The following is a 26057-nucleotide window of genomic DNA, read 5'->3' as shown; positions in this document are numbered from 1 at the left end:
CCTCCGCTCCAATTCAAAAGAAATACGTCAAGCTTGAGAAGAAATGCGCAAAACGCCAGTCTTCACGATTCATACCCGTATTTCGGGACGAACGCATGAGGACTGACGTCTTCAAGTTCATATTTTATTATTAACGATAGGTCTGTTCTAACAACTTCATTTTCTCCAGCAGCTTCATCTCGATCTTTTTGAGCATACCGAGCATTAATTGCTGTTCTTCCTCCGTAAGCGCTTGTAACAATTCCCATGTCATACGACCTCGGTTGGCATTCAGCGTTCTGGCTAACTGCTCTCCTTCTTCCGTCAAGGAAAGCCAGACAATTCTACGATCTTCCTCGCTCCGAACGCGTTGAATCAGGTTATCACTTTCGAGCTGGTTCAAAACGATCGTTGTCGCCCCGGAGGACAGACTGAGCTGACGTGCAACATCAACTGCCATACAGCGCTGTTCACGTAAAATCATGCCTAATATATGACTCTTCGTTGGATTCATCTTACAGTTGGTTTCCGACTTTTGCTGTTGATCCAATACTTTGTTTTTATATCTGAAGAAGGCCTCCAACAATTGATCCACGTTTGCCAATTGCGAGTTTCGCTCCGTATTCGGGCTCATATCCGTTCCTCCTGCCTTTCATCATAACCTACCGTTTATTGTAACATATTTACACACATTTGGTTGCGAAAAAAACAGAAGGGGCTGAAGCAGCCTGTGTCCCTGGGTACATATGAATAAAAATATGAGGCAGCCTATTGTATATGATGAGTAGTTTGTATATAATAACGTATATCTTTTTAGTTACTTTTAGTTACTTAATAATTTAAGTAAATTTGTTATCATAAAGTAAATGAGATTCATCAATATAACGTAAGGGAATAATGGATATGAATTCAATGAAAATGACCGAAATAGATAACCTCAGTCATACAGATGTCTGCATCGTGGGCGCAGGCCCTGGCGGCATGTTATTGTCCTATTTACTTAATCAGCAGGGCATCTCTACATTACTTATTGAGCGTCAGCCGCATCTGCATAAGTCTTTTCGCGGCGAACTGCTGAACACAGATGGTGAAGCCATTCTGAATAAACATGGGCTGTATACGCACATTCAAGAGCTTGGTGCACTGCCGCTGGAGCAAATCCAGTATTGGGAAGAGGGGAACATTCTGCACACGATTGATCCTGATCTGAGTAAAGGGGAACGTCATGTTGGCATTCATGTACCTCAGGATCATCTGCTTGAAGCAATCATGGCTCAAACGCAAGGGCTGAACCCGCTGCATCAAATTCGATTTAATACCGTGATGACAGGACTGCTTCGGGACAAAAATGGCAGCATTGCAGGCATTAATGTGCGCCAGAATGGTGTCCCGGCAAGCATCAGAGCATCCGTCATTGTTGGAGCAGACGGCCGATATTCGGCGGTACGCAAACATGCCGGCCTTGCGCCGGAAATTCGCAAGCATGGCTACGATCTGTTATGGGCCCGAATTCCCGCTCCCGCTGGTTGGGAACCCGCAGTTCGTATGGCCAGCATGGATGGACAACAGCTTGCTTTGTTCTCGCAGTACGGCGGTTATGTTCAGATCGGATGGAATATTCCAGAGGCAGGTTATGCCAAGCTGCGCGAGCAGCCCTTCGCCCCCTTCGTGGGTAAGCTCGTTGCGGCCTTCCCGTGTCTTGCAGATTCCGTCGCAGCGCATATCCGGAACTGGAGTGATTTTGTACTGCTCTCCGTAGAAAGCAGCTATAGCCCTAAGTGGGCAGCGGATCATGTGGTGCTCCTTGGAGATGCCGCCCATACGATGACCCCTACAGGTGCCTTCGGCTTAAACGCGGCGCTTGAGGATGCAGATGTGCTCTCCGAGTTGCTCATTCACATGGCAAAGGAAGATTTCAGATCACTTGAAGCGCTGCAGCAGCTGCAGGCTATTCGTGGCACCAAAGTGCAACAGCAGCTGGCGCGTCAGGTCGAGATGGAGTCTTCTTTCCAGCAACGCTATGAATCTTTTCGTTAATCGGCGCCTGTATAAGCCAAGGCGAAGCTTATGCTTCCGATGTGGCTATCTTACAAAAAGCTTTTAGCTCCGCTTTTTCAGGTTTTTTCTGTCCTCTCCGTTCACGTGTAAATAGTTCAGCTCATACCACAGGGTAGCTCAAAAAATCCTTCCCAGGACATGGCTTTTTTGAGCTATATTTTTCAGACTCTAGCCTGAGATAAATCACAGCTTGTCTGATTTTCTGGCCTGCTCATATACGTTCTTCTCATGAACCAGGCCCACAGGCAGCTATAACTTCTAGATGCCCGAAGATTTGTATAAAAGTACATGCTCCCGGTATTCACTGGGAGTTTTGCCTGTATGCTTTTTGAACAGCCTGCTAAAATACTTCACATCCTCGTAACCGCTAACCGCGGCCACTTCACTCACTTTTGCCGGAGACACCGCGAGCATGTCCATCGCCCGTCTGATTCGCATATCGGTGACAAAATCGCCAAACGTTACGCCCATCTCTTTTTTGAACAGCTCGCTAAGATGCCCCGGATGCAAATGAACACGTCCTGCCACCTGCTGCAAGCTAACATCCTGAGTCAGTGAGGATTCAATATAACCAATCGCTTTCTGCACATGCGCCGCCTGCCCTTGCCCCATACGGCTGTGATACACATGCATCAGTTCATACAGATGGTGAAAGAGCTCATCTCCCAGCGCTGCAGCATCTTTATCCGGTTCAGGCGTCCACGGCTCAATCCGGGCTGTATGCTCCCGCCCGATCGCCTGCAGCGTTCGCGCCAGCCAGCGGTGACCTGCAATGACAACCGAATGTAAACAGGCTGCATATGATCCTGGCGTCACGTTTGGCTCATGCATCAGTCCTGTCATCAGCTCACGAATCCATGCTGTCAGTTTGACCGGATTATGATCCAGCAGTAGTGTACCAAGAGAAGTCTCCTCCTCATGTGTCAAAACACTTTTACCGCCTTGCCGTGTACGAATGTCTTCATACCGCCACACTTTGGCATCCAGTAACCCGCGATAGCGAAAAGCAGTCAGAGCAGTGTGGTAGCTGTGGTGCAGCTCATCGGAACGATGAACTGGCTTGCCAACCGCTGCCCGGAGTGAACATTTCAGCCACTGCTCGATCTGGCTTAACCCGGCTTCCAGCCTGTATACGCTTACTTCATCTTCAGAAACAGCAGGCACAATGCAAACAATATGCTGCTTATGCACTTGAGCCACCGACCCGGGCAGCACATCCTGCAGCATGTTTTGTACAGCAAACCGCAGCAGCGCATCCGAGGTGCCGCTCCAGCCTTTCGTCTGAATCAGAGCAACCTGCCTGTTGCGATATCCATTCGCGCTGTGATCCTCCCGTTCGGCGGGTGTTGACTGCCCGGATGCTGCTCCAAATTCCAGAAAAGCAGGACAAACACCTGAGTGGTTGCCTTCAATGACCCAGTCTGCAAACAGCCGCTCGCGATTTTCACGCAAAAGCTGTTCCTCGCGGGATTTTTCGGCCCAGCGGTCTGTAATTCTTCCCTTGGCCTGCAATACAGTTCTTATAATTTCTTCCGGCTTGCTCGTTTTGAGCAAATAATCGGTGACCCCGTTACGAATAGCCTGCTGCGCATAAGAAAAATCATCATAACCGGATAAAATAATGACCTCAAGTTCAGGGATCAGCAGCATGGCTTCTTCAGCCAGCTCCAAACCTGATTTGCCATTCATCCGAATATCCGTCATCAAAATGTGCGGACGTTCCTCTGCCATCCTTGTCAAAGCTTCCTCCGCTGAGGCAGCGGGCTGAAGAAGCTCGATTCCGAGCTCATGCCAGGCAATGACACTTGCAAGTCCTGTTCGAATAATGACCTCATCATCAACAATTAATAATCTCACGGCATGTCCTCCAGGATTGGAATTGAAAATGAAATCCGGGTGCCCTCGCCCTCTCTGCTGTGCACCTCAAGCGGTGAATCGGCTCCGTAATGCAGCAGCAGTCTTTCATTGACATTGCGCAGGCCATATCCGCCATCAGATAATGAGCTGCCGAGTGTTTTCTCCTGCAGCTGACTGCCTGATGACAGCACATTGCTTCCTTCTGCTACGGCTGCAAGGTTTGCTCGTAATTGCTCCAGCTTGTCCGCAGCCATCCCTGCACCATCGTCCAGCACAAGAATATTCATACGTTCATCTCCTGTGTCCTTCTGAATCATAATCGTGATCGTGCCCCTTCGCCCTGTTGGCTGAATACCGTGAAGCATCGCATTCTCCACAAGCGGCTGCAGCAGCAGCTTCAACATCATTTGCCGCTCCAGAGCAGGATCAACAATATAATGAAGCACAAACTGATCCGGGAAACGAATAGACTGCACCCGCACATAATGACGGATATGTGCAATCTCCTGAGCCACCGGGCAGTAATCCTGACCATTGTTCAAGCTGATACGCAGAAAATCACTTAACCCCTCCACCATATCTGCGATTCGACTTTCTTTGGACATCAGCGCAATCCAATGAATGGAAGAAAGCGTGTTATACAGAAAATGGGGATTGATCTGTGCCTGAAGCACACGCAGGTCTGCCTCTTTTTTGCGAGCCTCCCCGCGGATAACCTCTTCCTTCAGCATCTGGATATGCTCACCGAGCAGGTTATAACTCTCGCCCAGCCTGCCAATCTCATCATTGCTCACGGATTGAAACAAGGGGAGTGGACGTTTCGGATCGATTCTCGACAGATGCCGCGTCAACAGGAGCAGCGGTCTCGTAATCCGGCGAATGGTGAACCAGATCAGCCCACCACTGATCAGCGCTGAGATAGCCACTGCTATCGCAGTCAGAATCAAAATGTAACTATTCTCGGAACGATACTGCTCGTAAGGAACCGTTCCAACCAAAGTCCAGCCTGTTAATTCCTCCGGATAATACAGTACGGTACGTTTGTGTTCCTTCTCACCGTAAATCGCCGTTCCGCTGCGTCCCTTCTGAATACGCAGCATAAGGCCGGGCTCCAGATCAGACACATGCTGCCCAAGCCTGGACTTGTCCATCGAGGATAAAATCTCGCCGGAACCGCCAACCAGTTCCAGCTCGCCTTCCCCTCTGCCAAGTCCCAATTCAGGCCATCCTTTAGATATTACTTTCTCATCCAGACTGATCGAGAGCCAGCCAATCGGCCGATAATCATGAATGCTGCGGATCGGGCGTATTAAAGTAATGACATTCTGAACCCCCGCATAGTTTCGGACAGGATAGACGCCCGTCCATCGTTTGTCTGCCTCTCCGCTTGGCACCGGCGGATAATAGATGCTTGAGCCGTCTGCCTCGTACCAGGTAGCTGTCGATAAGGCAGCATCAAAACGCCCGGGATATATCGCGATGTTCGCTATATATTTTTTGGAGGCAGCCAGGTTGGTCATTCTGCCCAAAATGTCGATGCGATCCAGTTCATGATCCTCATTACGGCTTAAATACTGCTGGATATCACGTTCCCCAATCAGGAAAATAGATAAATTCTCGGCATCCTGAAGCATATATCGGAGGTTGGACTCAACCTGTTTCAGCGTATCCATACCCGACAGCTTCGTTTTTTCCTCTGTAATGCGCGAGGAGAACAGAAAAGCAAACAGCCCCAGCGCCAGAAGCGGCACAATCATCGAGGCTGTAACAACCACGGATAACTTCCGCTGCAGTGAAGATGCAAGCCAGCGAACCAACTCTGTTCCTCCTTTGGATGCGCTCTCGCTTATCCTTTGACTGCACCCGCTGTCATACCCTTCATCACCTGTTCCTGAAAGATCAGATAGACAATAATCGTAGGAATAACAGACAGGGTCATCGCAGCAAGTGTCAAACCATAATCCGTCTGATATCCGTCAGCAAAATTTGCAATGGCAAGCGGTAACGTTTTCAATCCGGTTTTATTAATAAATACAAGGGCAAAAGAAAAGTCATTCCACGCATGCAGAAAGCTCAAAATCGTCACGGTTGAAAGCGCAGGCAGAGACATTGGAAGCATAATTCGCGTAAAGAGCCCCCACAGTCCCGTGCCATCCATGAACGCCGCCTCTTCAATATCTCGCGGAATGCTGACCAGATATGCAGTAAGCACAAAGATCGCCGTAGGCAGGGCAAAAGCAGTATATGGCAGCATCAATGCCCAGTACGTGTTCAGAAGCGACATCTGTTTCATCAAAATAAATAATGGCACAAGGGTGCTGTGAATCGGAATAAGCATGCCTACTACAAAAAACGTCATAATAAGGCCTTTCCAGCGAAACTGGAATCGGGCCAGAATAAAGGAGGCCAGTGCCGCGATAAACAGCGTCAGCACCAAGGATCCAATGGATACAATTAATGAATTGGCAAAAGCAGTTCCCAGCTTCGAGCTCTGCCAGGCGTTTGTAAAATTGGCCGCATTCCAGTGAGCTGGCAGACCAAAAGGCCTGCTGTAGAAATCCTCGTTTGTTTTGAACGCACTAAGCACAAGCCAATAAAACGGATACAATGTTAAAATACCATATACCGTAAGCAGCGTCCAAACGATTCCGCTGCGCATCCGGCGAATCGAATGTCCTGCTGGACCCCTCGATGTTTGGTTGGGCACAGGTGCTACTTGCATGAATGTTCCTCCTCTCTATCCCTTTTCTTTGCGTCCACGGCTGGTTACCCACTGACTTGTTCCAATAAGCAGTAAGGAAATCAGCACGATGGCCGTTGAGATTGCACTGCCGAAACCGTATCGATACGTCGTAAACGTCGAGTTATACATATACGTAGCAAGCAGCTCCGTTGCGTGAGCCGGACCGCCTTTTGTCATAATGTAGACCAGATCAAAAGACTTCAGACTGCCCGAAATACACAAAATAATAGCCACCTGAACCGTACCCCAGATCATCGGCAACGAGATGGATACAAGCTTGCGTAACCCGGATGCGCCGTCTATTTTGGCCGCGTCATGAATTTCCCCCGGAATGTTCTGCAGCGCTGAGATGAAAATAATCAGGTACAATCCGACAAAACTCCAGAGCAGCGGCGGCACAAGTGAGAAGATGGCAATCTTTGCATCAGATAACCACTGCAGCTTCCAGCTCTCCAGCCCGAGCGCATCCAGCAGGAAGTTCAGAATACCGATCTGCGGATGATAAATGTACTGCCAGATCATGCCGATGACCACCGTGGACAAAACCATCGGCAGAAATACAGCAGATCGTAAAAATCGCTGCAGCGGATTGCTCTTGTGCAGCATCACTGCCAGCATCAAAGCTAACGGAATCTGGCCGAACACCGAAGCCAGTACAAAAATGACGTTATTTTTCAAGGCTCGCCAGAAGATCGCGTCATTCCATATTTCTACATAGTTACTCAGGCCAATATACGAAGCAGCTCCGATGCCCGACCAGTTGAAAAATCCGTAATATGCCGACCACACAACCGGAACAAACACAAACAATGCATAGATGATCACTGCCGGGGCCAGGCCCAGCATAATGAAACGTCGGCTTCGCAGTGCGTTCAATCTGTTCACTTCCCCTCGCTAATCTAAAAACCCCTCCCCTGCCGGGAAGGGGAATTACCTTGTGATTACCTTGATTACCTTGTGCTCACCTTACCCTCAGCTGCAGTCAGTACGTACGATCAGCCCTTATTGACTCACCGCATTCGCTTGAGCTGCCTGGATTCGGCCCGCAATGTCCTCTGCTTTGCCGCCCATCAGCAGCTCCTGCAGGCCGTTATTAATGACCTCAACCGTAGCCGAGCCCAGCTTGGAATCGTATACCGGCGTAATTTTCACTTCCTGCATCAGATCGTACAGCTCGACAAACAGTGGATGCGCCTTCGTTTTATCGAGATCAATCTTGTAGCTGACGAGTGTGCTGCTGTCCAGCGTAGCTTTCTGACCGTCCGGGCCAGCGAGTGCATAGAACAGCTGCATGGCAGCTTCTTTTTGAGCACCATTTAATTTTTTGCTGACACCAAGACCCGTACCGACCACTCCTGACGTCGTTCTTGGTTCACCTTGACCGCCCTCCACCGGAGGCAGAATCGTAATATGTGTGTTGTTCAATACGTTTTCGGGAGCATTGTTGACCAGGTTAGCCAGCGCCCATCCGCCGTTCATGACCATCGCTGTTTTTCCTTGAAAATAAAGCTGCATCATCTGTGTTTCATCAATACTGTTAAATCCGTCCTGAAAAGCCTTCATGTTGCCAAGCTCCTGCATTTTGTTCAGCGCATCCAGAAACACGGGGTCTGTAAAGCTTGCCCCATCCTGGGCTACCGCCTTCAGAAACCAATCCGTACCCGTCACCCGGTCTGCCAGTGTACTGAAAATCGTAGATTGCGCCACCCAATTGGTCTTGTTACCCAGCGCCATCGGAATAATGCCCTTTTCATGAAAGACACTGATCGCTTGCTCCAGTTCAGCCCACGTTTCAGGCACTTTGACATTATGCTCCTTAAATAGTGCCTCATTGTAATAAATAAAAGAGCTTGGCGCCAGATTCATCGGTACCGAATAAATATTGCCGTCCACCGTGTATCCATCCAGCGCACCCGGAATAAAGTTGTTTTTCCATTCCGGCTTCGCATCAAGCTCTGCATTGATCGGCTGCAGCAGATCTCCCTTCACAAACTCCTTGGTCATCGCATCCGGCCACATCACGAACAGATCGGGCATCTCATTCGCTGCCGCAACTGTGCGCAGCCTTGTCTTCAGTCCATCCGTTGGCAGTCCCTCATCCACCACTTCAATGTCCGGATGTGCCGCGCGGAAATCCTCAATGATCTGACGCATGGCTACCGCCTTCGCATCCTGTCCAGTCCAGTTGTGCCAGATCGTCACAGCGACCTTGTCTCCCCCGCCGCCTGTTTCGGATGAATCACTACTTGTGCACCCTGCAAGAACGATTGTGAACAAGGTCAATGCCAGCAGGCCTGAAAGCCATCTTTTCAACATCTTTATACTCCCCCTTGAGCATTTGATATCTGTCATTGTAAATGGTAACGCTATCATACCGTAAGGTGACAATCCGCGGATGCAGGGGTGAATTATATCGGATTCCCATTTTCAAGAAAAAAAGCCCCCGCAAGCAACATCATCATTGTACCGTTAATGATATCCCTCGCGGAGAGCTCTTTTATGAATGGTGGATGGACATGAATCACGTCCGTATAAGGTAAGACAACTATAAGTTCGAAATCCATCGAGATACGCGGTAACTAGTTATAAAAAATGTCGATTATTGAATACTGCTCTTCACCAGTGCCGCAAAAGCTTCAGAACCCGTGGCGGTCAGATGCACACCGTCTTTCTCAAAATATTCATCATGGCCTTCACTTGCCTCATACCAGTCAATAAGCGAAACGTTGCTATAGTTTGAGGCGGCTTCCTCCAGAGCCTTATTCACCGTCCGCTCCCATGGACGCGGAACACGCACGGTTACAAGGTAGACATGGCTTTCATCCTTCAAGCCGTCCAGCACGGTTTTCAAACTTCTGGAATTAAATGAACCGTTCGTGCCAAGCTCAAGCACCACCTGACTGCCCAACTGTTTGTTTCGCTTCAGACCCTGAAGCACATCTCCAGCCTGCCACATCTGGCGGCCGATATGACCATCTACATATACACCGCCGAAACCGCCGACACTCTGCTCCAGATACGGTTTTGCATCCAGAATAACCGAGTCTCCGATAATGGTATAATTGATTTTCCCATCCTGCACAACGGGTGTGGACGGTTCATCCTTTTTACCTGAATCCGCTGTGTCCTTTTTCCCGTCCACAGCCTCGGGCCCGGATTGATCTGCTTCCCCGTTCCCTGCACCAGCAGAGCTCTTGTCAGGTTCGTTGTCTGACGTTTCATTCTTCTGATCCTCATTTCCGCTGGCGGAATCGTTTGTCTTGGCGGATCTGGAACCTGCTGCATCCCCGGCTTCCGGCTTGTTATTCTCTTCCGGTTTGCCTTTGCCGCCTGATTCCGAACCTGCTTGAGCATCCTGATTCGTTTTAACAGAACCTGCCGGTTTCGTTCCAGCCGGCAGAACGTTCTGCCCCTGTTCTTCTGCAGACTTCTCTCCATTTAACACAGTAGACATAGACATAGTATGAGAATCGGAGTTGGCTGCAACAGGCAGCACCATCTGAGACACACTGTAACATAACAGCAATAATGTCATTAACAGCCCTGTGCGTTTCCACCATACATGACGAGGAACGAGAGACGTCCTGCCTCTTCCCCACAGTCTGGATAAGGAGTCACGGAAGCCATTATACCGAATCGGGTTTTCAATATATTTTAATGACAGGGACGCAAGTATAACCGTTGCTATCACCTGAAGAATCATACGTACAGGATGTGAACCCCCCGTATCTACAACAGGACTCGTTAATACGATAACCGGATAATGCCACAGATACATTCCGTAAGAACGTTCACCGATCCAGCGAAGTGGCTTGGCACCAATGATACGTGCCAGAAAGGATGAAGGATGAGCAAGCACCGCTACCAGCACAGTCGCGGCAACGGCTTGCAGCACCATGCCCCCTTGATACAGAAATGAATCGTACTCGCTGGTGTTCAGCATCATATAGATCAACACGGCAAGAGCACCCAGCCCTGCGGCATCCAAAGCCAGGCGGTTCATTGCTGGCAACGCATTGGACAGCTTGCGACTCGGCCAGACTACAGCTAATGCGGCTCCGGCCAGCAGAGCAAAAGCACGGGTATCTGTCCCATAATATACACGGCTGGGGTCCAGATCCGGGTTATACATAATCGCCATGGCACCTGCAGACAATTCAGCGGCAACCACGATGAAAACGACCAGCCATCCTTTTCTTTTGAACAACATAATTGCGGCAATCAACAGGAGTGGCCAGACCAGATAAAACTGCTCCTCTACTGCGAGTGACCAGAAGTGTCCAAAAGGCGATGGCGGACCGAAGCTTTCGAAATAGGAAACATGGTGGAAAATATACCACCAATTACTTATGTACATGATACCGGATACGATATCCCCTCGCAGTGAGGCGAGCCGGGACGGGTCCGTGCATGCCAGCCAGAGCATCACTACAGCTGTCATCGTCAGCATCCCGGGCAGCAGGCGCCTGAATCGCCTTAACCAGAAATCTCCCAGTGAGATACGTCCATGCTCCCGCCATTGAGATAGAAGAATATCCGTGATCAGGTAGCCGGACAGAACAAAAAATATACCGACACCGAGCAGCCCTCCCGGAATAAAATCCAAATTAAGATGATACGCGATCACGCCAATTACCGCGATAGCCCGCAGGCCATCCAGTCCGTTCATATGCCTCTTTCTTTTTACTGCTTGTGACATGCGCGCCCCTCCTTGTTATTGCCAGTCCACATCCATGGTGATCGGGGCATTCTGGAACCTTCGGCCGTTCTGGTTGCTATTAACATACGTATTGCACCTTCCATCTTTCATTTACAACATAAAGAAGACGTTTTGCCTATAAGTTTAGTTGTATAAATGGTAAAACTGATATCTATATAAGTTGAACCTAATCATTTACACGTGAACTCACGATTACGATTTATATTATACGCCTGAGATCAGCCTGAACTCTTTACAGGAACAGTTACAATCCAGTTGAATTCATGTAACCTTTCCTGCCAGCCAACCAGCTGTAAAATCATACTGCAAATTGAACGTTTAATATAGCCCTTTTTACCGTCTGGGCAAAATTACCACGACCTCTGCAAATAGAAAAAAGCTGCCGACTTGCTCAGCAGCCACTATCCATTATAAACCGATCTGTGACACGATTGAAAGTTTTGCTTCGAATTGCATCTTCCTGCCTAGGACTCTAGAGGTGGAATCAATGCATTGAATCCAGCTTCCGCCTGTGAATTATGACAAGAAATAATCCTGTTATAACAGCCCCATAAACCAGTGGTGCAATGACGGCAAGTAGTTTATGAAGTGGGGTTTGAGAATCATAGTGAACCAAGACATGTACAACACTATTTAGTGGAGGCAGCAGTACAATCATGTTTTTAAATCCATCTGGCAAAAGCTGTTCCATTCCCTGTACAGAGAGCGTAATCACTACAAGAACGCTTAACATCAGAAAAGACATTACGCGGGAACGGATAAACTTGGAGCTAAACCAACAAGCCAAAGCGATTCCCAGCCAGGATGCAGCAAGATGATAGATCAGGGACATCCCTAATTCTTCTACACTGGGATTTCGATCGAACTTTTGAAATATCGCTGGAAAAACAACGGCATAAAGAGTTAAAGGCGTCGTAAAAAGCCAGCAATATAACAATTTCGAAACATAAAGTTTTACTAGACTGCCGCTGTGTAGTACAGTTACCGATTCCTGATTTCCCGTTTCAATATCAATCAACGCATAACAAAGGACAGCAGCAATGATAAATATAAATGTTGTGGAAAAGGCGTAACTAGCCATAACCGGGTTGGGAACGACACTATACACGAAAATAATCCCCATAAAAAACACAAAAGCCGCTGGACCGTAGCGGTAAGATCGCATAAAACAAGTATGTAAATAGGATATGATTGCGATCATGAACCTAGCTCCTTTCGAATTAAGCTAATAATCTCTCCGCCTTTATTGATATACTCGGGTAAAAATCCATTATAATCTTTATACATAAAGGTTATGATCATATGACCGCTTTCACTGCTTTTATATGTAACATTCGGGAATAATTCAACCAGATGATCGATAAGGTCACGCTTTATCATACCTACTAGTTCAAAATATACTATCTGATGCTCTGAAAAAGGAACGATATTCTCCCTGCTTAATCTCCCATGACGAATCCAATAAGTGTTACTTTCCAGTTGACTTGCTAACAAGGGATCATGAACGGCTGCCAGAATCGCTGTCCCTTCATCTTTAATTACCTTCAGTGAATGAAGCAAATGTCCTGTTGATTCATTATCCAATCCTGAGAACGGCTCATCTAATACAAGGATATGTGGTGTCTTGATCATAGCCTGCATTATATTTGTTTTTTGCAGCATTCCTTTGGAGAAATGAGTCAGCTTCACATGATCACTTTGTTCAAGATTAAAAAAATGATGCAGCTGCTTAATGCGTTCTTTCAGCTCTCTTCCAGCTATTCCAGCTATTCGCCCCATATGTGTCAAATACTCCGTTGAAGTCATCCTTAGTTTGGATAAGCGGTCAGGTGTATATCCGATCACGATATCCGAATGCTCAAGTAACCTCTGACCCGACGTTAATGGGATTAACCCGCTTACCATTCGGAGCATCGTGCTTTTCCCGGACCCATTGCTGCCCCTTAAAATTGTACACTCTCCTTGACTAATCGTAAGCGAAATATCGGTTAAAACCTCTCGACTACCATATTTCTTTGATGCTTCTTTTAATGTTAACAGCGCCTTTGATGTCAATTGTTCACCGCCTTAATCAAGATATGAAAGAAATATAAACATAGATTACCATGATTAATGCAAAATAAGGTATATAATGTATTTTAAATATCATTATTTTTAAAATGTCAGCTTCATATAGGAGGTTCAAGGTGAAAAAAATAATCTTGTTCATGTTCCTCAGTCTGAGCATACTTTCCGCCTGTTCTCCCGAAACAGAGACGAATCCCGTGTACGAGGGCACTGTCGTTTACAAAACAGAGGAGAACGGCAAATACAAATTCCTGGTGCTTGAGCAGATTGGTCAGGAAGCTCTGCATAATGGACAGCTTGAAGATTTTATTGAGCTGGCACAGAAACAGCCTGAAGCCTCGTACTATTATGTAAATAAGAAGGCCTATGAAACTCTCGATGTAGGTCTCAAAGTAAAAATTACTGCTGAAGTGCATCAGTTGGAATCCCTGCCACCTATAAGAACAGTTGTCAGCATCCAACGGCTTGAACAGTGACTGGTCATAAACACGCCTTGAAAAATATACAAAGAAATGCGGCAACATGATAATCATGCTGCCGCTGCCCTGAGATTCCTTGTATTTTTGAAAAATTAATTACACTTGCTATATCCGCAGTTGCTGCATGTTTTGCAGCCCTCAATATTGATCAGAGACGCCGAGCCGCATGAAGGACATAAATCGATGGATTGGATCATAGCCTTCTGTCCATCCACCTCAACTCCCGTATCTTCCGGGTTTGTCGAATGCAAATGCTGCACCTGGGTCTGGATAAGGGGTACTTTCCCTTTACCCTGTACTTCCTGTACACCTTCGACCACACCAGTATTGTTCTCATCCTCATTTATCTGCACATGACTTTCCAACGCTTTGGCAACGGCATCTGCAATTGACTCCACCCGGTTGGCTCCGAAGCCGATCGCCCCTGAACCGCCTATGCCTTTCAGATGTTTGATCAGCAGCTCCACCTTGTGACCGTGGTCGCCATACCGCAGGAACAGTGAGCATACACGGCCCAACGCTTCTGCCATGGCAAACACGTCCGAGCCTGCCTTTCCTACGTTGAGAAAGATTTCTCCGGGCGTTCCGTCCAGATCATTAATCGTAATGTATGCCATTCCAAATGGTGTATTAATCTTGTACGTTGCACCGTGCAGCACCTGCGGACGGCGTTTGTATTGTTTATCCAGGACATTCGCAGCCTCGTCACGGTGCGTAACCTGTTTTTTCTCCATGTCCTCTGTATGCTGATCGGAAGCCGGGCTTTCATTTTCCTGCTCATTTTCATTGTCTTCTTTCTTCGACGTGGAGAGCACCTGCACATCTCTGCTGCCATCCCGGTAGATCGTTACCCCTTTACAGCCGAGTTCAAAGGCAAGCTCATACAGCTCTGCCGTATCCTGCAACGTAAAATCAGCCGGGCAATTCGCCGTTTTCGATATCGAACTGTCCACCCATTTCTGAATGGCGGCCTGTACGCGAATATGATTTTCAGCCGAGAGATCCATCGCCGTTACGTAATAATCAGGCAGCGGTTCACCGGGGTGCTGCTCCAGCCAGTTCTGGGCAATCGGCACAAACTGCTCATCATACCCGAGACGGCTCTGACGAAAATATTTAAAGGCAAAATACGGCTCAATGCCTGTCGATGTGCCCACCATCGTTCCCGTGCTGCCCGTAGGTGCCTGAGTAATCAGCGTCACGTTACGAATCCCTTTTTCACGGATCGCCTCTTCGACCTCCGGGTACACCTCCGTCATCTGTTTCATAAATCCGCTCTGCAAGTAAGGTTCTACCTCAAACGCCGGAAATGCACCTTTCTCCGCAGCAATGTCCGCCGAAGCCAGATAGGCCTCCTTTGCCATGAAGCCATACAATTGATTCAGAAATTCAAGTGACTCCGGGCTGCCATAACGGATACGCAGCTTGATCATCAGCTCCGCCAGCCCCATTGTGCCCAGCCCCACCCGGCGTTCGCGCTGCTGATTAAGTCGATTCTCTTCAAAATGATACGGCGTCGCATCAATCACATTGTCCAAAAATCTGGCCGAGATGCGAGTCGTTTCCGCCAATTCCTCCCACGCCACATCATGATTCGTTTCATCATAGAATTTGGAGAGGTTAATCGCTGACAGATTACACACTCCCCAGCCTGGAAGGCCCTGTTCTCCGCAAGGATTTGTACAAATAATCGGATTGAAATACCAGCTGTTGGACATCTGGTTGTAATACTCCATAAATACAACGCCAGGCTCCGCCGATTTCCAGGCAGATTCAATAATAGTATGCCATATTTCACGTGCTTTTACCGTCCGATAGGAGATGACCTTGTGACCTGCTTCATTCCATTTGCTCAGATCGCCATCCCATGCCGTATCGTAGTCCGGGTCATGGGTATCGGGAAAAACAAGCTCCCAATTGCCGTCCTGCTTGACGGCTTCCATGAATGCATTGCTCACGCAAACCGACAGATTCGCATTGGTTACCTGACCCATCGTTTGTTTGACCGTAATAAAATCCAGCACGTCCGGGTGCCAGTCGTTCATCATCAGCATCAGCGCACCGCGACGACTGCCGCCCTGTTCGATGAGCCCAGTCGTATAGCTGAACAGGCCCCCCCAGGATACAGAGCCGCTTGACGAACCATTCACCCCTTTTACGACAGCCCGCCGCGGACGCAGCGAAGACAGGTTGATGCCCACGCCACCCCCGCGAGCCATAATCTCGGTCATTTCCGTCAGCGTCTTCATGATGCCGCCCCGGCTGTCCTGCGGAGAAGGAATGACATAACAGTTAAACAGCGTCAGCTCTTCGCTCGCCCCTGCCCCGGCCGCGATACGTCCACCCGGAACCAGCTTCCAGTCCTCCAGCACCGAGCGGAATCGGCTTTCCCAGATAGCGCGCTGCTCCGGTGTTGTTTCAACAGAGGCAACGGCTTTGGCCAGTCGGTCCCACATCTCTTCGGGTGTTTTCTCGATGGTCAATGTCAGCTTCTCCACATCCGTCTCAATAACTGCATCGCTTCGCGTTCGCACCTTGACCTGCTGTCCCTGCCGCTCTACGATCTCTCCTACTTCCTTCATTGGGAACTTGGGATCGTCCTTGGTCAGAACAAGCACGGTATCTCCGACCTTTGCATGTGAGGAATCTGCGTCCTTCCATGCATAGCGATCGAGAAATATTTTCTCGCTGAGCCCTTCCAGCCTGTGCTTGTGTTTATTCGGACTATATTCTTGTTGATTCGTTTGTGTATTGTTGGACGTCATCGTTCCAATCACCCTCCCGAATAGATTATTCTTCTGATTCACTTCGCACCTGCGAATAAAATATGCAAAAACACTACATATAGTGATATAAACCCAGTATATTACACAATATATTGATTTTCCATGTGATTTTTGTCATAGATTTATGATTAGAGGAACATGTACTCGTCCAAGCTCTCTCCTATTCTCTTATACGCTCTCTTGCGCAGGTTGTGAATTTTTTGAGAATGTCCATCGGCAGCATGACGGAATTGCACTACAGGTTATGAACTGGCGTTCGTTCGTCCATACTATTACCTACGAAATAAAACGTCATCTATATAGCATGACAGGGGAGGACGCAGCATGAATCGGAAACATCCGCATCACCTCAAACAGCCTGCAGCTGAAATACCCGTGCCGCTTGAGTTTGATCGAAGCTGGCTGGACCAGCTCGAATCCCGTCTGGATAAAGGCGGCCCATGGGGAGACTATCGCCTCCTTCAACTTGGCATTCAGGCTGAAGAAACAAATCTGATCCCTAATTTTGACGAAATTCAATGTCTGAAGCATCTGCAAGATTTAACCCCGCTGCCTCACCAGATGGATACGGCACGCAAAGTATTATTTGAAATGTCAGGCCGTGCCATTCTTGCCGATGAGGTGGGTCTGGGCAAAACAATCGAAGCTGGCCTTATTCTGAAAGAATATATGGTGCGTGGTCTGGTATCGAAGGTGTTAATTCTTGTGCCTGCATCCCTTGTGCTTCAATGGGTGCGTGAGCTCAATTCGAAATTCGGCATTCCTGCCGTAGCGCAGAAAAAAGCGTACTCCTGGCAAAATGATGTGGTCGTAGCCTCGATGGATACGGCCAAACGGGACCCGCACAAAGATATGCTGTTAAGTATGGACTATGACATGATCATCATTGATGAAGCACATAAACTTAAAAACAAAAAAACGACCAACTATCAATTCATGCTGCAGTTACGCAAAAAATATTGCCTGCTGCTCACCGCTACACCTGTGCAGAATGATATGAGCGAGCTGTTTAATCTGATCAATCTGCTGAAGCCAGGTCAGCTGGGTCGTCAGGGGGATTTTGCCGCCAACTTTGTAGTGGATAAACGGGTGCCCAAAAATCAGGAGCAGCTCAAGGATGAGCTGTCCAAGGTCATGATCCGTAACAGACGCGGCGAAGGCCCGGTACAGTTCACCAAACGTAATGTTTCTAACGTCGGTCTTCGTCTCTCCCCTGAGGAGCAGGCGCTTTACGATGGAGTCACCTCCTTTGTAAAAGACCAGTATCAGGAGGCCGGCGGCAATCTCAGCAGCATGCTCTCCCTCGTCACTTTGCAGCGGGAAGTATGCAGTAGCCGGGATGCCGTGTTTGTAACTCTTGTCAATCTGTCGAAGAAGCTGCCGCTCGATTCTCCGCTGCGAGATAAAATCTGGGAGCTCGTCGCACACATCAAGGCGATCAAGGAGAATACAAAAGCCGAAAAAACGATGGAACTGATTCGCGATATGAATGAAAAGGTCATTATCTTCACGGAATACCGGGCGACGCAGGAGTATTTGCTGAACTATTTTCGGAATAACGGGCTTACAGCTGTGCCTTATCGGGGCGGCATGAACCGGGGAAAAAAAGACTGGATGATGGATCTTTTCCGCGGACGTGTACAGGCGATGATTGCAACCGAAGCGGGTGGTGAGGGCATCAACCTGCAATTCTGTCATCACATGATCAACTTTGATCTGCCCTGGAACCCGATGCGGGTAGAGCAGCGAATTGGCCGGGTTCACCGGCTAGGTCAGCAGAACGACGTTAATATTTTCAACCTGTCCACCAAAGGCACGATTGAAGAGCACATTCTGAATCTTCTGCATGAGAAGATCAACATGTTCGAGATGGTCATTGGCGGTCTGGACGTCATTCTGGAGCGGCTGGAGAAAAATGAATCTATTGAGAAAAGTCTGTACAAAATTATGCTGGAATCCGAGAACGAGGACGATATTCGCCGCAAAATGGATTCGCTCGGGCAGTCGCTGCATTCCATTCAACGCGACGTTGCCAGTGAAGTTCCTCTGATCACCAAACTTGATCTTCACAAAGGAGGACGCTGATATCCATGACGATGTCATCACATGAAATACAGGCTTATGTCCTGACTTATCTTGAAGCTCTCGATTGTCAAATCCTTGAAAGATCACCCGCCCATGTGACGGTCAAGCTGTCGCCTGAGGCAGATAAAGCGTTAACCAACCGCCCCTATTACTGGGGGTTTGTAGAACGAGTCGGTGTGGAGCCGGAGACGATGTCTTTTACCTTTGTTTTTGACCCGGAGGCCTATCAGCAGATGATGGAAGCAGCGGAAGCAAAAGCGAAGGCAGCACAGCCTGCTCCAGCAGTACCTGAAACGGACTCCAGCGCACCCAAAGATACTATTCTCGGGCGATATTTTGGCATTACACCATCCATGCCGCAGCTCGGTCCTGGTCGTATTTTGCGTGAAGACGTTGTGTATGGCAGCCGCAGATTACAGCAGATTTTTGCAGCGGCCCGTGAAGGCGGAGCTTTTGTCAATCTGTTTGAGCAGGCTGCCAAACGACAGATTCGTGCGACAGCTCCTGCTGTGTATGAGCCTTGGCTCGGCGTTTGCTTCAAAATCGAGTTTGCCTGTGACCTGAAACGGGAGGAACTTCACTTTCTCGGCATTTCCTTGCGTTCAGGCGAGATTGTTGAGAACTTTGGCAGCAAGCTGAGCCGGCGTGACCTTAGCCCAAGATTGGCCGAGAATATGCATGCCCAGGCACCCAAAATATCTTTGGCGGACGCAGGAGCAGCACTCGAATCACATCTGACCCGTCAGTTAAGCAAGCTGGATTACAGCTGGGCGGAAAAAGCTCAGGAACGGCTGCAAATGGAGCTGGATGTAGTCGATGCGTATTATGAGGCGGTGCTGAGGGAAGATATGCCTGAGGTTGAGAAGTCCGAAGAAACAGAAGAAGCCCGGGCCATTGCCAATCGATTAACTGTGCGTGAAGCTTCCAATAATCAGACTGTCCCTTCCCCACCTGAAGCCTCTCCTGTGCAGGCTGTCAACAATCGGGTTCGGGGCATGCTCGAGCCAGTTGCGAGTGATGCAGAGCTTGCTGCTGAACCTGCCCTGACTCCTGCCGAGGAGCAGGCTGACACGGAGCAGGAAAAAGCAAAACAGGCGGTTATGGATCGCGAGGCGATGAAACGGCAGTATGAGACACGGCGTACCGAGATGATCTGGCAATATGAGCCAAAGGTGAAGGTCACTGCAATCAGCAGCGGCATGTTTCATCTAAGATAGACGAGCACACTACTTTTCCTGCAAATGCTGGCAAAAGTAGTGTTTATTTATGATTGCCTGACCGACATGTTGCAGCATCCTTTGCAATAAGGAGCCTCTACAATTAAATCAGGAAGAAGGTGTTGATGTGAAGAGTACTATCGCACAAAAACAAAGCCGTATTCAAAGACGCATATACGTGCTCCTGAGTGTGATGATCAGCTTTGCTGTATGCTCGTTCTGGCCCACAGCCTATGCGACTGCACCAACAAGCCATCTGGCCCCTGCTGCCGTAGAGCAATATGCAGAGCAGCAGGCACATGCACTCGGCACGTCCAATTCGGACTGGCTTGCTGCCAGGCTGGACTATTATCCATTGGGACCCGGAACGCATGGCTGGTTTGTTCAGGCCAGCATTTCTGATAAACGTGTCGGATATATGATTATTTCAGTTACAAGTCTGGGAGAACTTACACTCAGCGAGTATGGTCAGGGGGAACAAGCTCTGTATGATAACGAGCTGCTGGGACAAGCACTGGAGCGGCTTCATCTGGAGCAGGCGATAGTTCAGGCTGCTGGCGGGAAGATTACAGCACATTACGCTCCTCCCCTGCTTGCGTACTGGAAGCTGGAATACCCAAATCAGGACGCCTTGTACGTGGATGCGTCCAATGGTGATTTGTTACCGGGTCATACGTTACTTCAATTGGAGAACAATGCTCCACCCTCATCATGGGGCGCTGGTAAACTGCTTGAACCGCAGCATAACTCCGCTGGGACAGTCGTGAGAACAAATCAGGTATACACGCATCCGGCGTTTGATCCTTCCCTGCAGCTGGCTTGGCTGACATCGGAACCGCTCCAGCCTGCTCATATCGAGAAATCGCTGCAGTACAAGCAGAATGAGGCCCTTGTCTTTTCAGCAGGAGAACGTAATCTGTTCTATGGCGGTCCATTGCCGGTAAGCGCGCATCAGTGGTGGCACCAAGATTCTGATTCTATTCTTTACGTGGCGTTAGGTGGCACGCATTCGGTTCAGCGGTTTGTTCCATTTAATACACTGCGGAATGATGGACATTTTTATATGATTAACCCGTAACAACCAACACAAAGAAGACGCCCCTTTTCGGATGGCGTCTTCTTAGGTGTGTCGACAGATAAAAAGGGCTTCACTGTAACCGTATTTCATGTGTGTTCTCGTTTGTTGGACGAGCGGTGTTTACGGTGCTTCGATTTCATGCTGCTTTCTTTTTGACCAACCCAGAGCGAAACCGCAAACGGAATCATGCCAAACCACTTCATTGACCACGGCTCTTTCCTTTTGCTCTGCGCTCTTCGTTCCTTTCGCTCATCCTTCGGTGTGTCCATATAATGCACGACGCGCTGTGTAATGTATTTGACAAGCTCATCACCTTTAGCCATATAGCCGCCCTCCTTTATCGTACACTTCTATTGTGCGCTGGACAGGATCAACCTAAACATTTTTTAAACAGCCGCGTATGAAATACATCAGATTGCACAGTCTAATGCCAAAGGTATCCACAACGCCCCGAATCTGCTACAGATCCCTAATTATGAAGGAGAGTGTGTGTCCATGTATAAACTGCTGGCCGCAACTGCGGCCTTGCTGATCGGTTTTTGTTCTTTTTCCAATACAGATATTTGCTTTGCTTCAGTGCCGATACAAGCCAAGCCATCTCCGGTTCACCAGCCTTCAATGATGCCGATCACGGATGGAGATGCTTATCGCTCAAGCCATCATGCTTTTGCAGCACCAGTGATCCTGCTGGATGTTGGACATGGCGGTATTGATGGCGGTACAACCGAGGCCGGTGTGCTGGAGAAAGATATTAATCTGGCGATTAGTCAAAAAATTTACCTGCTGCTCCGCAGCAAAGGGTATGCAGTTATCATTAATCGTCTCGGCGATTATGCGCTTAGTGATGAGAACCGCTGGCTGAACAGCCGTTCACGGCATATCAGAGATCTGGCACAGCGTAAGAGCCTCAGCGAAGAAGTGAGCACCGATATTGTCGTCAGCATTCATGCGAACTGGAGCCCGCGTGCGGCTACACACGGACCTGTCGTTCTGCACCAGAAAGAAGGTCGCAGCTACTTGCTAGCGCAGTCGATTCAGGATGCAATGAATCGTTCATGCGGCACACATCGTGAAGTGGTATGGGGCAAACCATTTTACTTGCTGAATTATGTGAAGCAGCCTGCGGTCATTGTGGAGACCGGATTTCTAAGCAATGCTGCTGATCGAGCCAGAATCAGTGATCCAAAAGAACAGAAACGAATCGCGCAATCTATTGCAGACGGCATTATTTATTATCTGTCGGTAGTGTAGGCGCTGCCTGCCAGTGCCACACATCCCGCACCAGATCGCTGATGCCTACGAACTGAACCTTATTTTGCAAACCTGATATAGACTCTCGAATCACGGCAGAGGTGTTCATGCCTGTGTGTCCCACATGACCGATGACAACACAGCTTTTTTTGTCAACCGCACGCTGGGCTGCCAGATGAAGCTGTTTACGAATATGTGCCTTGGAGTTCTGATCATCCAGGAAAATATCGTTGCCAACAGGAGGCATGTTTTTGGAAGCGGCCAGTTCACCTACAACAGAACGAAAATTGGTCCGGCTATCTACAAAAAACAGACCGCGCTCCCGGCAGACATCCAGCACGATGGACATAATGCGCTTATCAGATGTAATCTTTGACCCCATATGATTATTCATGCCGATGGCATAAGGGACATCATCAATGGCTTTTTCCACACGCTCCCGCACCTGCTCATCTGTCAGATTGGAAGTGATTGCCCCCGGACCAAGCCATTCCGGTCTTCCCTTCTTCGGTTCCATCGGCATATGAACAATGACATCCATTCCTTTTTCATGCGCCGCCGCTGCATCTTTCTTGGTTGTTTGCAAAAAAGGCATAATCGCCACAGTCAGCTTGACCGGCATATTTAGAATTTCGGCAGTTCCCTTCATGTCATTGCCCATATCATCAATAATAATCGCCATTCGATTAGGCTGAGCGGATGATACGCCATCCGGACTGGCGGATACTCCGGAACCGCTTGTTACGCTGATTAAACCTGCCACACAAAGCAGAATTGCCCACCGAAATCCCCAGGTAGCAGAATACCTGTCCCCGCTATTTTTTCGCTTAATATCATTTTCCTTCATCCCCTGCTGCCTCCTTTTGAACTTCGTCTTCTCATTGTTTGATTCCATCACCACTTCTATGTAAGTTCGCGTTCCCAATTCATTCTAAGTCGATGCCTCCAACGCCAAAAAGCCTGCATCCGCAGGCTTTACGATGAACTTCAAATTCTATACAGTTTGAATTGCAGCTTATCACAGGTACAGAAAAGGCTCTTTGGCATCCAGAAAATGCACTGGAATCTCACCAACAAGGGGCTGCAGCCAATCGGCCATATGTTTCATGCCCCACTCTTCGCTGCGTTCATGTCCGATGATCAGCATTGCCTTGTTTAATCCAAGCATGGCTGCATCGTTGACATATGCGCACAGCGTCCATTCCGTAATCTCGCCACAGATCATGACATCCAGGTTTTGTTCTCGCATAAGCTCCATTGGCATCGACTCCTTGCCTAACCCCAGGCTTCCTCCACCAACAAGAATGCCAATACGAGAACATGTCATATCAGGGTTTCCTACAATTTGTATAACATCCATATGCAGCTTTTGCTTCAATTCCTCAGCCAGATCACGCAGTTTCAACGAATCCATCTCATAAATCCATGGATACGGATAATCGACCTGTCTGGATTCCCATCCCAGCTCCTTGATCAATCCCGTGTATATTCGATCCGGCTGTGCCATATGCATGTAATCATGGTATCGCCAGATCGCCATACCGCATTCCTCGATAAGCTTTCGCTTGGCTTCGTATACAGGATCTTGCTGTACCCAGTCCAGCTGATCTGCTCCCGTATAAAAGCTCGGCTCATGTGTAATAATCAGATTAGCTCCTATGGCATGAGCCTGCCGAATTACATCGGCCGTTGCCATATATGTGGTCACAATGCCTGTTACCTTCATGCCTGCTTCTCCAGCGACAAGCACATCTCCCGTGCTAGGCAGACGCTGATCTCCGCAGGAATCCTGAATCACCGTTTCCATCACTTGCTGTACATTCATTTATGATCCTCCTTGGACTTCAGCCTTTCAGCTGGTGATCAACCTTTAACTGCACCAACAATAATGCCCTTGGTCAGATACTTTTGAAGGAAAGGAAATACGACCAGGATCGGCAAGATCCCGATGATTGCCATAGCCATCCGTACCGCTGTACTCGGCAGCTCAGCTGCATTGGCACCCAGCATGCTGCTGGCCTGGCCTGATTTCAGAAACTGAATGTTATTCATCAAACGAATCAGCATATTCTGAATTCCGTAGTACTGGGGTTTGGTTATAAAATATAAAGCATTAATCCAGTCATTCCAATAAGCCAGTCCCATAAATAATCCAACGGTCGCCAGAACCGGTACAGAAAGAGGCAGCATCATGCGATAGAAAATGCGAAGCTCCGAGGCTCCATCGATCTGAGCTGACTCAATCAGCTCAACAGGGATATTATTTTTATAAAAATTTCGGATTAACAGCACGTAGAATCCATTGGTTAGCAGGTTCGGGATAATAAGCGCTGCCAGCGTATCTTTAATCTGAAAATACTTGGTCCACAAAATATAGGAAGGCACAATGCCCCCGCTGAACAGCATGGTGAAAAACACGATAAAGGCCAGCACATTGCGGTATTTAAAGTCCTGACGCGACATCGGATAAGCGAGCATGCTGGTAATTAACAACCCAAGCGCCGTTCCCAACACAGTGACTAGAAAGGATACCCCATAAGCACGGACAAATGTAGATGCTGAGGACCACATGTATACATAAGCATCCATGCTCATTTTTTCTGGAAAGAAGCTGTAGCCGTTTCGAACTAACGACGCTTCATCCGTGAAGGATGCCATGATGATCAGAATAAAAGGCAGAAAAGCAAGCAGCGTAAACACAGCCATAGCAGCGATGGAAAACACATGAAAAGCGCGTTCACCCTTGGTTTGTATCATGGTGTTTCCCCCTAAAATAATGCATTCTCAGGATTAACTTTTTTGACAATGGCATTCGCAACCATCACCAAAACAAATCCCACAATGGATTGATATAAGCCCGCAGCTGCTGACATCCCGATATCATTGACCTGCATCAACGCCCGGTACACATACGTATCAATCGTCTGTGTGGTGCTGTATAATGCCCCGGCATTCATCGGCACCTGATAGAACAAGCCAAAATCAGAATTGAAAATACGTCCAATGGACATCAGAGTCAGTATGATAATGGTTGGCTTGAGCAAAGGCAGTGTAATCATGCGAATCTGCTTGAGCTTGCCTGCACCATCAATTTTGGCCGCTTCATAGATGCTTTTATCAATGCCGGAGATAAAAGCGATATACACGATAGAGCCGTATCCTGCCGTCTTCCACAGCTGAATAAACACCAGTAGATAGGGCCAATACTTTGCTTCTGAATACCAGTTAATCTCGGGAATGCCAAGCGGCTTCAGGATCGAATTATTGATAAAACCGCTGTCTGCATTCAGGAAAGCAAATACGATATAAGACAGTACAACCATCGAGATCAGATTGGGTAAAACAAGGCCGGACTGAAACATTCTGGACCATACGCTTTTTAACAACTCCGACATCAGAATGGCAATGGCAATCGACAGCATCGTACCAAGCACAATAAAGGCCAGATTGTACAACAGTGTGTTGCGTGTCATAATCCAGGCGTCACTTGTCTGAAACAAAAATTTGAAATTGTCAAAGCCCACCCAGTCACTTCCAAAGATACCTTTGGCGTAGTTCACATCCTTGAAAGCGATAAAGATGCCGGCCATCGGCAAATAATTGTTGATCAGAAAATACAGCAGACCAGGTGCAGCGAGCAGCAGTAAAGGCAGTGTTTTTCTTATCCCTCCGGATTTGGTTTTCACAGTCATTGCTCCATTCTCCTCCTTAATGAAGAGCGGGGCGCGTTCCAAGGC

General features: G+C 48.3%; 21 protein-coding genes. 6 read left to right on the top strand and 15 right to left on the bottom strand.

Annotation, left to right across the window (positions count from 1 at the left end):
• Positions 1-130: 130 nt before the first annotated feature.
• Entirely contained in the window at positions 131-613 is a 483-nt protein-coding gene (locus IEW26_RS15740) for a MarR family winged helix-turn-helix transcriptional regulator (protein WP_111269910.1), read from the bottom strand.
• Positions 614-882: 269 nt separating this feature from the next.
• Between IEW26_RS15740 and IEW26_RS15735 the strand changes: the two genes are divergently transcribed.
• Positions 883-2016, top strand: a complete 1134-nt coding sequence (locus IEW26_RS15735) for an FAD-dependent monooxygenase (protein ID WP_229729883.1) — start codon at positions 883-885, stop codon at positions 2014-2016.
• Positions 2017-2295: 279 nt separating this feature from the next.
• Here the strand turns inward: IEW26_RS15735 and IEW26_RS15730 are convergent, their stop codons facing one another.
• The 8 genes from IEW26_RS15730 to IEW26_RS15695 all read right to left on the bottom strand — a co-directional run bounded on the left by IEW26_RS15730 (position 2296) and on the right by IEW26_RS15695 (position 13412).
• Positions 2296-3894, bottom strand: a complete 1599-nt coding sequence (locus tag IEW26_RS15730) for a helix-turn-helix domain-containing protein (RefSeq protein ID WP_145402855.1) — start codon at positions 3892-3894, stop codon at positions 2296-2298.
• Entirely contained in the window at positions 3891-5711 is a 1821-nt protein-coding gene (locus IEW26_RS15725) for a cache domain-containing sensor histidine kinase (protein WP_188593065.1), read from the bottom strand. The genes IEW26_RS15730 and IEW26_RS15725 overlap by 4 nt, the downstream gene beginning before the upstream one ends.
• 29 nt (positions 5712-5740) lie before the next feature.
• A complete protein-coding gene (locus IEW26_RS15720) occupies positions 5741-6553 on the bottom strand; it encodes a carbohydrate ABC transporter permease (RefSeq protein WP_229729910.1) in 813 nt (270 codons plus the stop codon).
• Between the two features lie 78 nt (positions 6554-6631).
• Complete coding sequence (locus IEW26_RS15715; protein ID WP_188593063.1) at positions 6632-7513, bottom strand: carbohydrate ABC transporter permease; 882 nt, start codon at positions 7511-7513, stop codon at positions 6632-6634.
• 126 nt (positions 7514-7639) lie between these two features.
• Positions 7640-8953 carry an extracellular solute-binding protein gene (locus IEW26_RS15710; RefSeq protein WP_188593062.1) on the bottom strand — a complete coding sequence of 438 codons (1314 nt, stop codon included), beginning with the start codon at positions 8951-8953 and terminating at the stop codon, positions 7640-7642.
• Positions 8954-9236: 283 nt separating this feature from the next.
• Positions 9237-11336, bottom strand: a complete 2100-nt coding sequence (locus IEW26_RS15705) for an acyltransferase family protein (RefSeq protein ID WP_188593061.1) — start codon at positions 11334-11336, stop codon at positions 9237-9239.
• 505 nt (positions 11337-11841) lie between these two features.
• Positions 11842-12558, bottom strand: coding sequence for a hypothetical protein (locus IEW26_RS15700; protein ID WP_188593060.1), 717 nt, complete (start codon positions 12556-12558; stop codon positions 11842-11844).
• Complete coding sequence (locus IEW26_RS15695; protein ID WP_188593059.1) at positions 12555-13412, bottom strand: ATP-binding cassette domain-containing protein; 858 nt, start codon at positions 13410-13412, stop codon at positions 12555-12557. The genes IEW26_RS15700 and IEW26_RS15695 overlap by 4 nt, the downstream gene beginning before the upstream one ends.
• A gap of 131 nt (positions 13413-13543) precedes the next feature.
• Here IEW26_RS15695 and IEW26_RS15690 point away from each other — a divergent pair, with 131 nt between their 5' ends.
• Positions 13544-13900, top strand: a complete 357-nt coding sequence (locus IEW26_RS15690) for a DUF3221 domain-containing protein (RefSeq protein WP_188593058.1) — start codon at positions 13544-13546, stop codon at positions 13898-13900.
• Between the two features lie 95 nt (positions 13901-13995).
• Here IEW26_RS15690 and IEW26_RS15685 read toward each other — a convergent pair whose 3' ends face one another.
• The gene (locus IEW26_RS15685; protein ID WP_188593057.1) at positions 13996-16668 is read right to left on the bottom strand and encodes an adenosylcobalamin-dependent ribonucleoside-diphosphate reductase; all 2673 of its coding nucleotides are present in this window, start codon (positions 16666-16668) and stop codon (positions 13996-13998) included.
• A gap of 345 nt (positions 16669-17013) precedes the next feature.
• On the opposite strand from IEW26_RS15685, the gene IEW26_RS15680 reads away from it, so the two are divergent.
• From IEW26_RS15680 to IEW26_RS15670, 3 genes are all read left to right on the top strand, one after another.
• On the top strand, positions 17014-18774 hold the full coding sequence (locus IEW26_RS15680) for a DEAD/DEAH box helicase (protein WP_188593056.1): 1761 nt from the start codon (positions 17014-17016) through the stop codon (positions 18772-18774).
• 5 nt (positions 18775-18779) lie between these two features.
• Positions 18780-19991, top strand: coding sequence for a YqhG family protein (locus IEW26_RS15675; protein WP_229729882.1), 1212 nt, complete (start codon positions 18780-18782; stop codon positions 19989-19991).
• Between the two features lie 127 nt (positions 19992-20118).
• A complete protein-coding gene (locus IEW26_RS15670; protein ID WP_188593055.1) occupies positions 20119-21069 on the top strand; it encodes a hypothetical protein in 951 nt (316 codons plus the stop codon).
• An 86-nt stretch (positions 21070-21155) separates the two neighbouring features.
• Here the strand turns inward: IEW26_RS15670 and IEW26_RS15665 are convergent, their stop codons facing one another.
• The gene (locus IEW26_RS15665; protein WP_111269896.1) at positions 21156-21392 is read right to left on the bottom strand and encodes a YqzE family protein; all 237 of its coding nucleotides are present in this window, start codon (positions 21390-21392) and stop codon (positions 21156-21158) included.
• A 172-nt stretch (positions 21393-21564) separates the two neighbouring features.
• On the opposite strand from IEW26_RS15665, the gene IEW26_RS15660 reads away from it, so the two are divergent.
• A complete protein-coding gene (locus IEW26_RS15660) occupies positions 21565-22320 on the top strand; it encodes an N-acetylmuramoyl-L-alanine amidase family protein (protein WP_111269895.1) in 756 nt (251 codons plus the stop codon).
• Here IEW26_RS15660 and IEW26_RS15655 read toward each other — a convergent pair.
• The 4 genes from IEW26_RS15655 to IEW26_RS15640 all read right to left on the bottom strand — a co-directional run bounded on the left by IEW26_RS15655 (position 22295) and on the right by IEW26_RS15640 (position 26012).
• Complete coding sequence (locus tag IEW26_RS15655) at positions 22295-23167, bottom strand: divergent polysaccharide deacetylase family protein (protein WP_188593054.1); 873 nt, start codon at positions 23165-23167, stop codon at positions 22295-22297. The genes IEW26_RS15660 and IEW26_RS15655 overlap by 26 nt on opposite strands.
• Before the next feature lie 171 nt (positions 23168-23338).
• Entirely contained in the window at positions 23339-24145 is an 807-nt protein-coding gene (locus tag IEW26_RS15650; RefSeq protein ID WP_145402865.1) for a Nif3-like dinuclear metal center hexameric protein, read from the bottom strand.
• A 38-nt stretch (positions 24146-24183) separates the two neighbouring features.
• Positions 24184-25077: a carbohydrate ABC transporter permease gene (locus tag IEW26_RS15645; protein WP_188593053.1), complete on the bottom strand. Its 894-nt coding sequence runs from the start codon at positions 25075-25077 to the stop codon at positions 24184-24186.
• Between the two features lie 11 nt (positions 25078-25088).
• Complete coding sequence (locus IEW26_RS15640; RefSeq protein ID WP_145402867.1) at positions 25089-26012, bottom strand: ABC transporter permease; 924 nt, start codon at positions 26010-26012, stop codon at positions 25089-25091.
• Positions 26013-26057: the final 45 nt, after the last annotated feature.

It is taken from the genome of Paenibacillus silvae, from assembly GCF_014639235.1.
Taxonomy (GTDB): Bacteria; Bacillota; Bacilli; order Paenibacillales; family Paenibacillaceae; genus Paenibacillus; species Paenibacillus silvae.
The sequence above is the reverse complement of the archived record's forward strand: the minus strand, read 5'-3'. Positions and strand labels throughout refer to the sequence as shown.

Bases quoted from the DNA above. Each gene is read 5' to 3' on its own strand.
- IEW26_RS15740 (WP_111269910.1), bottom strand. From the start codon at position 613: ATGAGCCCGAATACGGAGCGAAACTCGCAATTGGCAAACGTGGATCAA.
- IEW26_RS15735 (WP_229729883.1), top strand. From the start codon at position 883: ATGAATTCAATGAAAATGACCGAAATAGATAACCTCAGTCATACAGAT.
- IEW26_RS15720 (WP_229729910.1), bottom strand. From the start codon at position 6,553: ATGCGCAGCGGAATCGTTTGGACGCTGCTTACGGTATATGGTATTTTA.
- IEW26_RS15710 (WP_188593062.1), bottom strand. From the start codon at position 8,953: ATGTTGAAAAGATGGCTTTCAGGCCTGCTGGCATTGACCTTGTTCACA.
- IEW26_RS15705 (WP_188593061.1), bottom strand. From the start codon at position 11,336: ATGTCACAAGCAGTAAAAAGAAAGAGGCATATGAACGGACTGGATGGC.
- IEW26_RS15700 (WP_188593060.1), bottom strand. From the start codon at position 12,558: ATGATCGCAATCATATCCTATTTACATACTTGTTTTATGCGATCTTAC.
- IEW26_RS15685 (WP_188593057.1), bottom strand. From the start codon at position 16,668: ATGACGTCCAACAATACACAAACGAATCAACAAGAATATAGTCCGAAT.
- IEW26_RS15680 (WP_188593056.1), top strand. From the start codon at position 17,014: ATGAATCGGAAACATCCGCATCACCTCAAACAGCCTGCAGCTGAAATA.
- IEW26_RS15675 (WP_229729882.1), top strand. From the start codon at position 18,780: ATGACGATGTCATCACATGAAATACAGGCTTATGTCCTGACTTATCTT.
- IEW26_RS15665 (WP_111269896.1), bottom strand. From the start codon at position 21,392: ATGGCTAAAGGTGATGAGCTTGTCAAATACATTACACAGCGCGTCGTG.
- IEW26_RS15660 (WP_111269895.1), top strand. From the start codon at position 21,565: ATGTATAAACTGCTGGCCGCAACTGCGGCCTTGCTGATCGGTTTTTGT.
- IEW26_RS15655 (WP_188593054.1), bottom strand. From the start codon at position 23,167: ATGAAGGAAAATGATATTAAGCGAAAAAATAGCGGGGACAGGTATTCT.
- IEW26_RS15650 (WP_145402865.1), bottom strand. From the start codon at position 24,145: ATGAATGTACAGCAAGTGATGGAAACGGTGATTCAGGATTCCTGCGGA.
- IEW26_RS15645 (WP_188593053.1), bottom strand. From the start codon at position 25,077: ATGATACAAACCAAGGGTGAACGCGCTTTTCATGTGTTTTCCATCGCT.
- IEW26_RS15640 (WP_145402867.1), bottom strand. From the start codon at position 26,012: ATGACTGTGAAAACCAAATCCGGAGGGATAAGAAAAACACTGCCTTTA.